This window comes from Vibrio sinensis, from assembly GCF_003605645.1.
In the GTDB taxonomy this organism is placed as follows: Bacteria; Pseudomonadota; Gammaproteobacteria; order Enterobacterales; family Vibrionaceae; genus Vibrio; species Vibrio sinensis.
On sequence record NZ_QVMU01000004.1, the window covers coordinates 1 to 14,190 of the forward strand.

The 14,190-nt window shown below is 40.3% G+C and carries 14 protein-coding genes; 5 read left to right on the forward strand and 9 right to left on the reverse strand.

Annotated elements, in window-relative coordinates:
* The first annotated feature begins 448 nt into the window (after positions 1 to 448).
* Complete coding sequence (locus tag DZ860_RS06375; protein ID WP_120030102.1) at positions 449 to 1,669, forward strand: ammonium transporter; 1,221 nt, start codon at positions 449 to 451, stop codon at positions 1,667 to 1,669.
* 80 nt (positions 1,670 to 1,749) lie between these two features.
* Here DZ860_RS06375 and DZ860_RS24385 read toward each other — a convergent pair whose 3' ends face one another.
* Complete coding sequence (locus DZ860_RS24385) at positions 1,750 to 1,923, reverse strand: hypothetical protein (RefSeq protein WP_165862859.1); 174 nt, start codon at positions 1,921 to 1,923, stop codon at positions 1,750 to 1,752.
* 121 nt (positions 1,924 to 2,044) lie between these two features.
* On the opposite strand from DZ860_RS24385, the gene cobB reads away from it, so the two are divergent.
* Positions 2,045 to 2,776 carry a Sir2 family NAD+-dependent deacetylase gene (gene cobB, locus DZ860_RS06380; RefSeq protein WP_120030103.1) on the forward strand — a complete coding sequence of 244 codons (732 nt, stop codon included), beginning with the start codon at positions 2,045 to 2,047 and terminating at the stop codon, positions 2,774 to 2,776.
* Between the two features lie 116 nt (positions 2,777 to 2,892).
* Here cobB and DZ860_RS06385 read toward each other — a convergent pair whose 3' ends face one another.
* From DZ860_RS06385 to potA, 5 genes are all read right to left on the reverse strand, one after another.
* Positions 2,893 to 3,930 (reverse strand): extracellular solute-binding protein, encoded by a 1,038-nt coding sequence (locus tag DZ860_RS06385; protein ID WP_120030104.1) that lies wholly within the window; start codon positions 3,928 to 3,930, stop codon positions 2,893 to 2,895.
* A gap of 175 nt (positions 3,931 to 4,105) precedes the next feature.
* Entirely contained in the window at positions 4,106 to 5,140 is a 1,035-nt protein-coding gene (locus DZ860_RS06390) for an extracellular solute-binding protein (protein ID WP_120030105.1), read from the reverse strand.
* A 121-nt stretch (positions 5,141 to 5,261) separates the two neighbouring features.
* The gene (gene potC / locus DZ860_RS06395; protein WP_120030106.1) at positions 5,262 to 6,032 is read right to left on the reverse strand and encodes a spermidine/putrescine ABC transporter permease PotC; all 771 of its coding nucleotides are present in this window, start codon (positions 6,030 to 6,032) and stop codon (positions 5,262 to 5,264) included.
* The gene (potB, locus tag DZ860_RS06400) at positions 6,032 to 6,892 is read right to left on the reverse strand and encodes a spermidine/putrescine ABC transporter permease PotB (RefSeq protein WP_120030107.1); all 861 of its coding nucleotides are present in this window, start codon (positions 6,890 to 6,892) and stop codon (positions 6,032 to 6,034) included. The genes potC and potB overlap by 1 nt, the downstream gene beginning before the upstream one ends.
* Positions 6,873 to 8,003 carry a spermidine/putrescine ABC transporter ATP-binding protein PotA gene (gene potA, locus DZ860_RS06405; RefSeq protein ID WP_120030305.1) on the reverse strand — a complete coding sequence of 377 codons (1,131 nt, stop codon included), beginning with the start codon at positions 8,001 to 8,003 and terminating at the stop codon, positions 6,873 to 6,875. The genes potB and potA overlap by 20 nt, the downstream gene beginning before the upstream one ends.
* Positions 8,004 to 8,409: 406 nt before the next feature.
* Between potA and DZ860_RS06410 the strand changes: the two genes are divergently transcribed.
* The 3 genes from DZ860_RS06410 to DZ860_RS06420 are packed head-to-tail and all read left to right on the forward strand — an operon-like array spanning position 8,410 to position 10,716.
* Positions 8,410 to 9,213 (forward strand): hypothetical protein, encoded by an 804-nt coding sequence (locus DZ860_RS06410; RefSeq protein WP_120030108.1) that lies wholly within the window; start codon positions 8,410 to 8,412, stop codon positions 9,211 to 9,213.
* Complete coding sequence (locus tag DZ860_RS06415) at positions 9,206 to 10,024, forward strand: glucosaminidase domain-containing protein (protein ID WP_120030109.1); 819 nt, start codon at positions 9,206 to 9,208, stop codon at positions 10,022 to 10,024. Before DZ860_RS06410 ends, DZ860_RS06415 begins: the two co-directional genes overlap by 8 nt.
* A gap of 32 nt (positions 10,025 to 10,056) precedes the next feature.
* Positions 10,057 to 10,716 (forward strand): DUF2987 domain-containing protein, encoded by a 660-nt coding sequence (locus DZ860_RS06420; RefSeq protein WP_120030110.1) that lies wholly within the window; start codon positions 10,057 to 10,059, stop codon positions 10,714 to 10,716.
* Positions 10,717 to 10,823: 107 nt separating this feature from the next.
* On the opposite strand, the gene ttcA is transcribed toward DZ860_RS06420, so the two are convergent.
* From ttcA to fnr, 3 genes are all read right to left on the reverse strand, one after another.
* Positions 10,824 to 11,693, reverse strand: coding sequence for a tRNA 2-thiocytidine(32) synthetase TtcA (gene ttcA, locus DZ860_RS06425; protein ID WP_120030111.1), 870 nt, complete (start codon positions 11,691 to 11,693; stop codon positions 10,824 to 10,826).
* A gap of 632 nt (positions 11,694 to 12,325) precedes the next feature.
* Positions 12,326 to 13,273 (reverse strand): universal stress protein UspE, encoded by a 948-nt coding sequence (gene uspE, locus DZ860_RS06430; RefSeq protein WP_120030112.1) that lies wholly within the window; start codon positions 13,271 to 13,273, stop codon positions 12,326 to 12,328.
* A gap of 130 nt (positions 13,274 to 13,403) precedes the next feature.
* Positions 13,404 to 14,153 carry a fumarate/nitrate reduction transcriptional regulator Fnr gene (gene fnr / locus DZ860_RS06435; RefSeq protein ID WP_120030113.1) on the reverse strand — a complete coding sequence of 250 codons (750 nt, stop codon included), beginning with the start codon at positions 14,151 to 14,153 and terminating at the stop codon, positions 13,404 to 13,406.
* Between the last annotated feature and the right edge of the window lie 37 nt (positions 14,154 to 14,190).

Sequence of the window (14,190 nt, forward strand, 5' to 3'; positions counted from 1 at the left end):
CATTGAGATGATGTTCTTGGCAAAACTCAGCGGTAATCTGTAACTCTTTAGAAAACTCAGACATAAAAAAATCGGCCTCAACTATGTTGAGACCGATTATGAACCCTGCTCAGGATCGTTCAATTATTTAAAACGATCAGCATTAAGTATTTACTGGGGTTTTTATTATATTGAATATCATAGTAGTCTACTTCTGCGCATTATATTTTTGCATGTATTTAGTGCAGCCTCACCAACAGTGTGCAATATCGTCATGTCACTACTAGTCATTACTTTCAACGCATATCATCTTTCTTATTAATAGTTCAATAATTTCAGTCTGTTATCGATGACTTGCCGTTATTGCACCAAACTGGAACAAACCTTGCTCAGTTGTAACAAATTCAAAGTCATTACCAATTGATGATTGAGCACAGGATTAGTGCAATTTACTCAAGGAGAGAGCAAGATGAGCGTAGCCAGCGCTGACGTACATGGGGTCGTGCAAACGTTAACCCAAAGTTCTAACACACTGTTTTTATTGTTAGGTGCCATTATGGTTTTTTTGATGCATGCGGGCTTTGCATTCCTTGAGGTCGGTACTGTAAGGCATAAAAACCAAGTCAACGCCTTAGTTAAGATTCTTGCTGATTTCGGTGTTTCTGCAATTGCTTATTTTTTTATAGGTTATTGGTTAGCCTATGACGCACACTTCTTTGCCGACGCACAAACCTTGTCACAGGGCAATGGATATGAGTTGGTAAAATTCTTTTTCTTACTCACCTTTGCTGCCGCTATTCCTGCTATTGTGTCCGGAGGAATTGCTGAACGTGCTCGTTTCTATCCTATTTTGATCGCGACATTTTTTACCGTTGGATTTGTTTACCCTTTATTTGAGGGAATAATCTGGAATGGTAATTTTGGTGTGCAAGCATGGTTTGAACATCGTTTTGGTTATGGGTTCCATGATTTTGCCGGTTCCGTTGTTGTACATGGCGTCGGTGGCTGGATTGCTCTCGTCGCAGTAGTCTTCCTAGGGATGCGAAAAGGTCGAGTCCGCGCGGGTAAACATACGAACTTTGCACCATCAAATATTCCTTTTCTTGCCCTCGGTGCTTGGATACTTTGTGTCGGCTGGTTCGGGTTCAATGTTATGTCAGCTCAGACGCTGGATGGTATCAGTGGCTTAGTCGCAATGAATTCACTGATGGCGATGGTTGGTGGCATTATCGCATCAATGATAGCAGGCAAGAATGATCCAGGATTTATTCACAATGGTCCATTAGCTGGGCTTGTCGCAGTATGTGCAGGTTCGGATCTGATGCATCCCATTGGAGCGTTAGTAACAGGGGCAATTGCTGGAGTCTTGTTTGTCCATGTATTTACTTACCTGCAAAACAAAACGCGAATAGATGACGTTCTAGGTGTTTGGCCGTTACATGGTTTATGCGGAGCATGGGGTGGAATTGCTGCTGGGGTTTTTGGTCAAACAGCACTGGGTGGTTTAGGTGGCGTTAGTGTGGTCGTTCAAGTGTTGGGAACACTTGCGGGGATCACCATTGCAGTTTGTGGTGCCATTATTGTTTATGGCGCCATAGATTTCTTTTCAGGTTTACGCTTGTCTGAAGAGGATGAGTTCAATGGCGCAGATCTTGCCATTCACAAAATATCATCAACGAGTGAAGACTAATTAGGTTGAGAAGATAAGAACTGTTCGTTTTAGTTCTTATCTTCTTATTCCCTTTAAATTAGCCAATAACAAAATCGCATTTAGCAATTTCCTTTTTTTGCTTGGCCTGGCGGGCAAAAAGTGCCTTTACCAGAATGGTCATCATCTTTGCTGCTGACTTTTATTTTAACATCATCAACTTCACCCTCAACATGAGTTAACTGGCAACCGGTGATGGTCAGTAAAGTAATTAATGAAAGCGATAGCCATCTCATTGCGTGTCCTCTCAAATTTGCACTAAGTCTCAGTTCACTTCGACTATGGTCTAATCCATGTTACTACTGTTGTTATTCATTCGGTGTTAAGCTAATGAAAAAGAACAACAAGGATTAGGTTATGAATTTTCCCTATAGAAATATTGTAGTACTTACTGGCGCAGGGATATCTGCGGAGTCAGGCATTCAAACATTTCGAACACAAGATGGCCTCTGGGAGAATCATCGTATTGAAGATGTCGCGACTCCTGAAGGTTTTGAGCGAGATCCAGATTTAGTCCAAGACTTTTATAATCAACGCCGTTTAAAGTTACAGAAGCCTGAGATCAAACCGAACGCAGCACACCTCTCTCTTGGTCGCTTAGAAAAAGAGCTAGAGGGGAGTGTGACTATCATTACGCAAAATATCGACAACTTACACGAACGTGGTGGCAGTGAGAATGTTATCCATATGCATGGTGAATTACTAAAAGCACGATGTAGTGAATCGAATCAAGTGATTGAAGAGCTCGGTGAGATTAAAACCGGGGACTTATGTCACTGTTGTCAAATTCCAAGTCAAGTCCGTCCCCACATTGTTTGGTTTGGAGAAATGCCTCTACGAATGGGGGAGATTTACGCAGCATTAGAGAAAGCAGATTTATTTATCTCAATTGGTACTTCAGGTGTCGTTTTCCCAGCTGCTGGCTTCGTTCATGATGCCCGTATGCACGGCGCGCATACGATAGAGATCAATCTAGAACCTAGTGCGATTGAAAGTGAATTTGAAGAGAAACGTTATGGTAAAGCCAGTGTAATCGTTCCAAACTTGGTTGCCGAACTACTTGGTGATGAAAACCAAGCGAGTGCCTAGTTCTACAAGCACATAATTTTTAACAAGCGAACCGATCTTAATGAGTAAACTGGTTTTTAATGTACAAAAAAAGCGGCTAAAGCCGCTTTTTCGTTAATTAAAGAGTTGGACTTAAATTAGTTGCCAACTTTTAATTTTTGGAAGTATTCGTCATATAGTACGCTTGCTTCACCAACTTCATCTTGCCAAACACCGCTATCCATCACGCTTTGTGGTGGGAAGATACTTGGGTCGTTAGCAAAATCTTTTGGCAACAGATCATGTGCCGTTTTCACTGGAGTAGGGTAACCAATTTCCAATGCGATTTTTGCTGCGTTTTCTGGGCGTAGAAGGAAGTCGATCATCTGATGAGCTGCGTCAACATTCTTTGCTTCTTTAGGGATTGCTAAGCTATCCATCCAGAAAATTGCGCCTTTTTCAGGCCATACGATATCAATCGAAGCACCTTCTTTACGAGCCATGTAAGCTGAACCGTTCCAAAGCATACCAAGTGATACTTCACCTGCTAAGTATGGGTTCGCAGGAAAGTCCGAGTTAAATACTAATACGTTTGGTACGAGTTTTTTTAGCTCTTCGTAAGCTGCTTTGATCTCTTCTGGGTTAGTTGTGTTTGGCGAGTAGCCTAACTTAGTCAACGCGATATGGAATACTTCACGAGAATCATCCATCATCATTAATTGACCTGCCCATTTACTATCCCAGAAGTCATCCCATTTAGTAATGGTTGAAGGATCTAGCATAGCAGAGTTAATACCAATACCCGTCGCTCCCCAAATATAAGGGATTGAGTAGTTATTGTTTGGATCAAAAGGTTTATTTAGGAAGTTAGCATCGAGATCAGCAAAGTGTGATAGCTTGCTTTTATCGATAGGTTGCAACATGCCTTCTTTACGCATTTTAGAAACGAAATAGGTAGACGGTACTACCAAATCGTAACCAGAACCTTGAGTTTTTAACTTAGCGTACATGCTTTCGTTTGACTCATAAGTAGAATAAATTACTTTGATTCCAGTTTCTTTCGTAAAGTCTTCAAGAACTTCAGCTGGAATGTATTCAGACCAGTTGTAAAAATACAGTTCTTGATCAGCCGCCATTGCAGGGCTTGCAAACAACGTAGCTGCGCAAAGTGCGCTTGCATAGATTTTACTTTTCATTTTATTTCCGTTTTATGGTTGCTTAAATCAACATATTGTTATTCCAGACAATATTCGTTGAAAAGCATCATGTATGACATTGCTCACGGGTTAGGTGAGCGTAGCGCGACGGATTATATCAGCCAGAAACAAAAATAGGCAGCGAATGCTGCCTATTTTCAATTAGTAAGACGATTTACTGACCAGCTTTCAATTTTAAGAAGTAGTCTTCAAATTTTACAGTCAAGTCGCCTACTGAATCTTGCCATTCAACACGGTCAAGGTCTTCTTGAGAAGGGAATAAAGGTGCAACGTCTTTGAACTTCGCATTAGATTCAGCAACAGCAGTTAAGTAACCAGTATCGTTAGAGATTTGCTCTGCGATTTCAGGGCGTAGTAGGAAGTCGATCATCTTGTGAGCCGCTTCTACGTTTTTCGCACCAGAAGAAATTGCAAAGTTATCAACCCAGCCGATACCGCCTTCTTTAGGGAATACCAATTTGATAGGTAGACCTTCTTTTTGAGCAGCAGCAGCAGAACCGTTCCAAAGCATACCAACACCAACTTCACCAGACATGTATGGTGCACCTGGGTTATCTGAGTTAAATACTAAAACGTTTGGCATTAGTTTTTGCAGCTCAGCATAAGCTTCATCGATCTGTTTTGGATCAGTAGTGTTACCTGAGTAACCTAGTTTACGTAGTGCAATGTGGAATACTTCACGAGTATCATCCATTAGCATCACTTGACCTTCTAGCTCAGGATTCCATAAATCAGCCCAGCTTTGGAAGTCATTTGGATCATACATATCTGTATTAACCGCAAGACCTGTAATAGCAACAACGTGTGGGATAGAGTAGTCGTTGTTTGGGTCAAATGGTTTGTCTAGATAGTTTTTATCTAGGTTGTCAAAGTTTGATAGCTTTGATTTATCAATCTTTTGCAACATACCTTCATCGCGCATTTTTGCTACGAAGTAGGTAGATGGTACTACGAGATCATAACCTTGGTTATGAGTCTTTAGCTTTGCATACAAAGTTTCATTTGACTCATAAGTAGAGTAAATAACTTTGATACCAGTTTCTTTGGTAAATTGCTCTAGGATATTACTGTTAATGTAAGGCCCCCAGTTCATAAATACCAATTCTTTATTCTCGTCCGCTGCCACTGAACCAGAGAACAGAGAAAGCGCACATGCACTACCAGCTAATAGAGTAGCCCATTTTTTCATTGACGTTAGCTCCAAACCAAACGTTGTCCATTTTACCCATTAGTTGAGGGTGCCATAGACGTTTTATAAAAAAACAGAATAGCTTAGCCATTCTGTTTCGTGAAATTTTTAGTCGCGGATTCTACTTTACTTTTTCTCTTGCAAGCAACTGAGAAATAATGACCAGCAGTAAAGAAACAATCAGCATCACTGTCGCCAGTGCGTTTACTTCTGGGGAAATGCCCACTTTAACCATCGAATAAATCTTCAATGGTAAAATCTCGTAGGTAGGCCCCGTAACAAAAGAACTGATGATCACATCATCCAGTGATAGCGTAAAACTCAATAACCAACCTGCAGCAACTGCTGGTTTAGCTAAAGGTAAGATGATTTGTTTCAAAATCACCCATTCGCTCGCACCTAGATCTTTTGCTGCTTCTAGCATCTTCACATCAAAACCGTTTAATCGGCTATATACTGTCACGACAACGAAAGGCAGACAGAACGTGATGTGGGCAATCAGCAAGGTAAAGAAACCAAGCTGTGCGCCTAATACTAAGAATAGTGCAAGTAATGAAATTGCCATAACAATGTCAGGTGACATCATTACAACAAACAGCATTCCATTTACCGCTCCCTTACCTTTAAATGAATAACGGAATAGGGCGACGGCTGCTAAGCTACCAATAATTGTAGCTGCTGTTGCAGAAAAAACCGCAACATTTAATGAGTGCCATGCCGCTTGCATTAAACTGTCGTTGCTGACTAACGTTTCATACCACTTCGTGGTAAATCCACCCCATTTCATACCAAATTTATTAGCGTTAAATGAGTTTACGATCAAGACAACAATCGGTAGGTATAAAAATGCGTATACCAGCGCCATAAAGCTAAATCTAACTGTGCGTCCCACTAGTCCAGCTCCACTTTTCTATTCAATAACTTACCAGCTCGGTAATAAGCGTAAAGCATGATTGCCATCGCAATGGTCAACGCAATACTGGTTGCAGCACCAAATGGCCAATCTCGTGCGTTAAGAACTTGGCTCTTAATGACGTTACCAATAAGTAGGTTTTTAGCACCACCTAATAGGTCTGAGATATAGAACATGCCTAAAGCAGGGAGCAATACCAATAAACACCCACCGATTATTCCCGGCATTGTTAGAGGTAAAACAACTCGAGTTAGGGTTTGCCACTTATTCGCACCCAGATCACGAGCTGCTTCAATGTATGTGTTGTCCAACTTCTCAATGGCAGAGTAGAGGGGCAAAATCATAAATGGCAACAAAATGTAGACCAAACCGATCATAACTGCCGTTTCGGTGTACATAATACGTAAAGGCTTATCAATGATGTCCATCGCTAATAGCGACTTGTTTAAGATCCCTTGTGTACCAAGCACTATCTTAAGCCCGTATGTACGGATTAGAGAGTTGGTCCAAAATGGGACAATAACAAGAAACAACATAAACGGACGCCATTTTTCAGGCATCTTCGCAACGATATACGCAAAAGGGTAACCAATGACTAAGCACAATAACGTTGCAATGATCGCCATGTAGAAAGAGTGCATCATCACTTTTCCGTACAATGGATCGAGCAAACGCAAATAGTTGTCAAATGTAAACGTTAATTCGATTAAGTTAGCTTCATCACGCGTCAGGAAACTAGTGCCGATAATCATTAAGTTTGGAATTAAAACAAACAGTGTTAACCAACTAACAATTAGAGCAATGATCGCGTTCTGAAGATTAAGCTTCTGCCGTATCATTTAGTACTACCTCCCAGCTCTCCACCCAAGTGATCGCAACTTTTTGACCCAAAGAGTGATCAACGTCAGGATCATCTTCGTTAAAGAATTCACTCACCATTACACGCATGCCTGATTCTAGTTCAATAACTGAATCTAAAGTCATACCTTTATAGGTACGCTCAACTACGTGACCAACAATGCCTTCTTTTTCCGATTCTTTAATCTCTTCGATTCTCAGATCTTCTGGGCGCAATAGAACTTGGAGTTTGTCGCCAGGTTGTGCTTCGTTTTCATAGTAAATAACCGATTCCACACCCTCAAGGGTTGCACGAACACGTTTATCATCAAGACGTTCGATCATAGTGGTATCGAATACGTTGATTTCACCAATAAAACGAGCAACAAATAGGTTTTTTGGCTCTTCGTAAATTTCACGAGGAGAACCGTCTTGCTCAATAACACCTTCACGCATCACAATAATGCGATCAGACATTGACAGTGCTTCTTCTTGGTCGTGCGTAACAAAAATAAAGGTAATGCCAAGTTGGCGTTGCAACTGCTTCAACTCGATTTGCATTTGTTTACGTAGTTTGTAATCCAATGCAGAAAGAGATTCATCAAGTAACAATACTTTAGGTTTGTTCACTACGGCACGCGCGATTGCGATACGTTGTTGTTGACCGCCAGATAATTGGTGAGGCTTACGTTGAGCCATTTTATCTAGGCGAACCATACGTAAAGCTTCCATCACGCGAGGTTCGATCTCAGCTGAGGCTACCTTTTGCATGCGCAGGCCAAATGCTACATTTTCAAAGACGGTCATATGCGGAAAGAGTGCGTAACTCTGGAAGACCGTGTTTACATGCCTTTGTTCAGCAGGAACCTGTGTTACATTCTGATTATCCAGGATAATGTCGCCGCCATCAGCAACTTCAAAACCTGCGATCATCCTCAATACGGTTGTTTTACCGCAACCCGATGGACCTAAGATCGTTAGGAATTCACCATGGTTCACATCAAGGCTAAGGTTGTCGATGATCTGCTTGCCATCGAAACTTTTACTAATACCAGTCAAACGGATAACTGGTTGTCCTGCTTTTTTAGCGTTCAACGTCTGTTTTTCTCCCACATTGGCCATTATCCATTCTAATTATCTAATGGCCCGTAGTTACACAAAATAGAGGCGCGCATCATAATCACCAATAGAGTGAAATCAAAGCCTTTTCTTATCTTGAAACAGAAAAAAATTTGTAGGTAAAAGTAAATACTCATTACCATACTGCACTTATACTGTTAAGTTTTGCATGAATAACTAAATATTTGATTTAGAAAATTTATGCATTAAGCGTAATCCATCACTGAAAGTGTTGATAAAATGCGCACCACGAGTGGTTAATTATCAATCATACAGTTAATAAAGCAAGTGTTCGGCCAATAACTCATTTTAGTGTCGACTTCGTTTCAGTATAATCAACTATACTTGTTATCAACATGTTAGAGCTCCATCAACCAATACAGGAGCATCGGATCCACGAATGAATAATGATATTGAAAAAGACATCAATTTAGGTGGCAGCGTCGAAAGGGCCATCTCGGGTAAATATGATTTAAAAGCAGGGGAAGTATTTAGAGAAGCATGGGGACATACGGTTAAGAACTTCATTTCTTTCTCCCCAGCAATCATCATTTTGATGATTGTCCAGGTAGCTATCTTTTATTTAGCGCTTAAGTTCCAATTAGGGGATCCGTCGGTATTATGGGATGCAATTGCAGATCCTGGTGCATTTGATCCAAGCATTTTCCAAGCATTAGTCGTGGCTAATTTTAGCTATGAGGTGATCAGTGCGCCTATCTATGCTGGTATCTGTTTAATGGCCATGAGCCATTCCGCAGGTTTAAGTACTAAGCCGCGCCACATCGCAAAAGGTTTAGCATTTACTGTACCTGTAATTATCGCCACTCTATTTAGTTTATTACTACAAGGTATAGCAGGAACGATATTACCGTTTTTATCCATGTACCTTTCTCTGGCGTTCAGTAACTCTATATTATTGATATGTGAAAAGAAAATGCCACCAATGCAGTCACTTTTAGTATCACTGCGTGCAGTTAATAAGAAAATATTCGTATTATCTGGCATTTATATTTTAGTTATGCTGATGTTCGTTGTCGGTGCTATGTTCTATGGTATCGGGCTAGTATTTGTACTGCCTTTCTTCTTCCACGTGAAAGGGGTCATTTACAGAAATATGTTTGGCATTAGATTGAAAATTGTTGCTTCTGAGCGTCCTAAAGACGACGACAATAACAATGGCGACTCGCAGGTTTTCGATGCGTAAATATGAAATTATAGCCATTATTCTTGTTACTATTATTGCTGCGTTTGGTTTGTATCGTTATGAAAATCAATCCAGTAGTTTAGGTATTGGCAATATACGCGATGATGGATCAGGTATGCAACTGATAGCTTTTGCTATTGGAAGTCCTCCTGATTTTGCAAAAATAAATAATGTGACTGAGAAAAAGCGCGCATTTTTTGAGTATTTGAAACCGGGGATTGCATTAGAAAACCAACGCATTGAAAAAGAACGTCGTCGGTTAGATACGATGAAACAGCGTTTCGATAACGGTGAATTATCGGCAGAAGATAAGAGCTATGCTAAGCGTCTTGGAAAACTGTATAACGTTAATGTTCCGGCTTCTGGTATCACAGAAGGTTGGTTAGATAAAATGCTGCATCGTGTGGACGTATTGCCCGAGGCTTTAGTCTTGATTCAAGCAGCTAATGAATCTGCGTGGGGAACATCTCGATTTGCTACGCAAGGAAATAATTTTTTTGGTCAGTGGTGTTACCAGAAAGGTTGCGGTCTTGTGCCTTTGCAGCGAGGTGGCGGTAAAAGTCATGAGGTGGCGAAGTTTAGCTCAGTGCAAGAATCAATCCATCGTTATTTTATGAACGTTAACCGAAACACGGCGTATTACCAACTTCGAGAGATCCGTTATCAACGTCATTTAAAACACGAAAGTTTAAAAGACGATGCCGCAGCTATCTCATTAACGAATGGGTTAACTAAATACTCTGAACGTGGTGAGGCATACGTCAAGGACTTACAACAAATGATCAGGCAAAATGAAGCTTATTGGAAATAAGTCCATAACATTGACTAAAGATATTGATAACAATGAAAAAAACGTTTGCCTTCTTAAGTGCAGCACTGATTAGTGCTGCTTCTTTGCCAATCCAAGCGCAAGAATACATGTTCACTTATTCTAAGCTCTATTCCCAAATGAAAAAGAATGCAGATGAGGGACATGATGATGTGAAAGTCGGTTTCTTTTTTCTCAATGCGAACACAAAGCAACTGTGTAATATAGAAAAAGCATGGATGGAGAAAGAAGAGCATTATGAAAAATTAGACGTCTCTCCTTACAAAGAGTTATTGGTTCCATTAGATAGTCACCTTAAACAAGCTAATCCACTTGTTTTTGTACAGACGCCTATGGACGAGCGTTGTGACTTCTCAATGGTTGTGATGAGCAAGAAGCCATTTAAAGGTGAGGTCACTTACGACGAAGTTTCGGTACTTCTTCCTCAGATGCAAGTCATTTTAGAAGATCTTGGCGGTTCATTTGCAAGTTGGTTTACGCCTGATGTAGAGGGTGTGACTTTAGAATTTCCTGAACAACTCAATGACACGGTCTCATTTAGCAATGGGACAGAGAAAAAGATTGTAAATGGGAAAGTACAAATCACATTGGATGAGATTGGTGTGGACGGGACAATGCGTTTGCCTGCAGAAACCTCTCGCGTGCTTCCGTATTTACCAAAAGCTGATAAATAGCCCAAACCATCTACTTTATAAAGTTCGCCCAGACTGGGACATACAGTAGATAAAAATGGCACATAAAAAGAGTCGCACTAGCGACTCTTTTTTTATCAGTTGAAGATTTACACTTCGTAGAACATTTCAATCAAGTTCGAGTGTGATACCTCAGGACCTTTAAATTCATACTTCTCACGATTACCAGTACGATCAATCTGTAAGTTGTTAAAATCGAATATTTCAGGATCGGCTAGTTGTGATGGACTAACATTCTTAATGCTATTAAAAATACTCTCAATACGTCCAGGGTTAGAGTGGTCCCACTCTGTCAGCATAGATTTGATAACCTTTCTTTGAAGGTTTTCTTGCGAACCACACAAATTACAAGGAATGATCGGGAACTGACAAGCCTCAGCATACTTTGCAATGTCTTTTTCTCTACAGTACGTTAGTGGACGAATAACTACGTTACGTCCATCATCGCTCAGTAACTTAGGTGGCATCGATTTTAGTTTGCCATTATTGAACATGTTCATGAACAAGGTTTCAACTGCGTCGTCCATGTGATGCCCAAGCGCAATCTTTGTCGCATTAATTTCTTCAGCAAATGTGTAAAGAGAACCTCTTCTTAGGCGAGAACAAAGAGAACAGGTGGTTTTACCCTCAGGAATCTTATCTTTTACGATCGAGTAGGTGTCTTTATCAATAACGTAGTAATCAACGCCCAATGCTTTAAGGTATTCCGGAAGTACGTGCTCAGGAAATCCTGGTTGTTTTTGGTCTAAGTTTACTGCAACCACTTCAAAGTTAATTGGTGCGACTCGCTTGAGGTGAAGCAAAATATCCAGCATGACAAAGCTATCTTTTCCTCCAGAGATCGCTGCCATGACTTTATCGCCTTCTTCGATCATGTTGAAATCAATGACGGCTTTACCTGTCAGTCCACGTAATCGTTTTTGAAGTTTTAGCTGGTTGTTAGAAAGCTCTATAGACATTCTCTATTCGTCCTCGGTTCTTAACTTTGTTAAGGGTTCTAAATTTTGTTTTAAGTTTGGTATCTCAAGCGCGTTTGCGATTAATCTTTGGATAAACCGTTCCTGTTCATTGATGACCCGGTTTTAATTTTAATATTTGCTTCAACCCTTTGAATTATCGATACTATATTTATATAGCTCTCGGTATCATTTGTGGTAGTAAACATCTTTACGTGTCTTTGCTTTACTCATCATAAACTCGCTCTTAATTACAGTGTAACAATTAAGAGTTTGCCTATGACTCTTTTGCCAAGCTTAAGTTCAATTCGCTCAACCATCAGCTTCAACGTTTTTTTACTAAACCAACATTCGCAGTTGATTGAAAGACCGCAGATTATACATAGTTAGAGTCAGAATCCAAATGAAGCCAAGATCTCTTTTGCTGAATCAGAGACAATTTTGATGCTGGTTGTTATTTTAGGACAGTAAAAACTCTTGTGATAGAAGAATATGGACGGGATAGGCAAGCGTATGAGTCTCTAGGTTCGCGAATAAACCAGAAGTAAAGATGATGGGTTCGAGGATAAAAAAGTCCCCTTATCAGATTCACAAGGAAAATCATAAGGGGATAGATTCTAGATGTAATCCGTTTATTAGATCGCAGTTTTAGGGTCTAGTGGACTAATGTAGCCCTGAGGCTTAAGTGCGAGGATGTCACAGTTAATTTTATCGATAACATGCTCTGCAGTATTACCAATAAATACTGCTGATAAACCAGTGCGTCCAGTTGTACCAATGATCACCATTGCAGCGTTCAATTCTTTTGCCGCTTCAGGAATAATATCTTCTGGTAAACCTTGCTCAACTACGGTTTGATCTTCGTCATAACCATGCTTTTGACGCAGTGCTTTCATCGCAGTTAAATGGTGTCCTCTAACAGCATCAGTGTAGGTTGCAGGGTCAAACTCTGGCAGTTCAATCGTGATATTAGCTGGAGTAACAGGGTAGGCATTTACTAAATAAGGTTTTGCGCCTAAACGATCAGTGAGACTCTTAAGTTGCTCAACCATGCTATCGTTTAGCCCTAAATGTGTATCATTTTCTGAACCCACATGGACTGAAGCAATGATACTGGCATTCTCAGGCCAATCTGAATTTTTTACGAGTAAAACTGGGCTAGGGCATTTACGTAATAAGTGCCAATCTGTTGGGGTGAAAATAACAGATTCTAACACATCATGTTTACGGGTACCTTTAATGACGATGTCATGCTCTCCGGCGAACACTTCGGCGATAATCGCTTCATAAGGGCGATTGTGCCAAACAACATGCACTTCAAAATCAATATTGTCATTAATATAAGGAGCTGCAACTTTCTGCATCCATTGTTCACGTTGGTGAATAACACCACGACGCATTGCGTCACGCTCATCAATAGATAGCATTGATGTCATATCATAAGAGAAATCATAGATAGACAAAAAGAATTTCACTTGGCTTCTTGAACGGCTTTTTGCAGCAAGCTGCATTGCTCTTGCAAGAGCAGGTTGCTCATCGTTGTTGATATTCGCAACAACTAAAATCTTGTTGTAGATACTCATATAAACTCCTTAGCTTTGAGGAGAATCGTATAAACACTTTAGCGTAGTTCTAGGAAGATTATTAGGAAAAAATACGATGGGGGTTAAGAATTATGATGTAGCTCATTTTTGAGCTACATCATTGATGTTACTAAGATTCTTTAGATACTCCAGCAAGAGACATTAAAGCATCATGATCAAGGATCGTGATGTATTTGCCTTTAACACTGAGTATTTCAGATTTTTGAAAACGACCAAGAAGACGGCTAATCGTTTCAACGGTAAGACCTAGATAGTTACCGATATCACCACGAGTCATCGTTAAACGAAATTCACGAGGGCTGAAGCCACGTTGTGAAAAACGAGTCGAGAGATTATAAAGGAATGCCGCTAAACGCTCTTCAGCATTCTTTTTCGACAATAGAAGGATCATCTCTTGATCGCCTTTGATTTCGTTACTCATCAAACGCATAATTTGTTGACGAAGTTTAGGCATTTTGCCCGATAAATCATCAAGAATTTCATACGGAATTTCACAAACCATCGATGTTTCAAGTGCTTGAGCAAAACTTGGGTGACTATCACCGGTAATCGCATCAAAGCCAACTAAATCACCTGCTAAATGAAACGCTGTAATCTGTTCATCACCTTGCTCAGTGATAGTATAGCTTTTGATCGTTCCTGAACGAATCGCATAAAGGGATTTAAGATCATCCCCAGCTTTGAAAAGCTCTTGGCCTTTTTGAATCGGCTTTTTACGCTCAATGATCTGGTCGAGTTGATCCAGTTCAGACTCATTTAGCGTAAATGGAATACAAAGTTGGCTAATGCTGCAGTCTTGACAGTGTATTGCGCAACCACCTGATTGAATGCGCTTTGTCGTAGGCTTTTCAGAAATCATAACAACCTTTCACTATTTGATATACATCAATATTTTA

Bases quoted from the DNA above. Each gene is read 5' to 3' on its own strand.
- DZ860_RS06375 (WP_120030102.1), top strand. From the start codon at position 449: ATGAGCGTAGCCAGCGCTGACGTACATGGGGTCGTGCAAACGTTAACC.
- DZ860_RS24385 (WP_165862859.1), bottom strand. From the start codon at position 1,923: ATGAGATGGCTATCGCTTTCATTAATTACTTTACTGACCATCACCGGT.
- cobB (WP_120030103.1), top strand. From the start codon at position 2,045: ATGAATTTTCCCTATAGAAATATTGTAGTACTTACTGGCGCAGGGATA.
- DZ860_RS06385 (WP_120030104.1), bottom strand. From the start codon at position 3,930: ATGAAAAGTAAAATCTATGCAAGCGCACTTTGCGCAGCTACGTTGTTT.
- DZ860_RS06390 (WP_120030105.1), bottom strand. From the start codon at position 5,140: ATGAAAAAATGGGCTACTCTATTAGCTGGTAGTGCATGTGCGCTTTCT.
- potB (WP_120030107.1), bottom strand. From the start codon at position 6,892: ATGATACGGCAGAAGCTTAATCTTCAGAACGCGATCATTGCTCTAATT.
- DZ860_RS06410 (WP_120030108.1), top strand. From the start codon at position 8,410: ATGAATAATGATATTGAAAAAGACATCAATTTAGGTGGCAGCGTCGAA.
- DZ860_RS06415 (WP_120030109.1), top strand. From the start codon at position 9,206: ATGCGTAAATATGAAATTATAGCCATTATTCTTGTTACTATTATTGCT.
- DZ860_RS06420 (WP_120030110.1), top strand. From the start codon at position 10,057: ATGAAAAAAACGTTTGCCTTCTTAAGTGCAGCACTGATTAGTGCTGCT.
- ttcA (WP_120030111.1), bottom strand. From the start codon at position 11,693: ATGTCTATAGAGCTTTCTAACAACCAGCTAAAACTTCAAAAACGATTA.
- uspE (WP_120030112.1), bottom strand. From the start codon at position 13,273: ATGAGTATCTACAACAAGATTTTAGTTGTTGCGAATATCAACAACGAT.
- fnr (WP_120030113.1), bottom strand. From the start codon at position 14,153: ATGATTTCTGAAAAGCCTACGACAAAGCGCATTCAATCAGGTGGTTGC.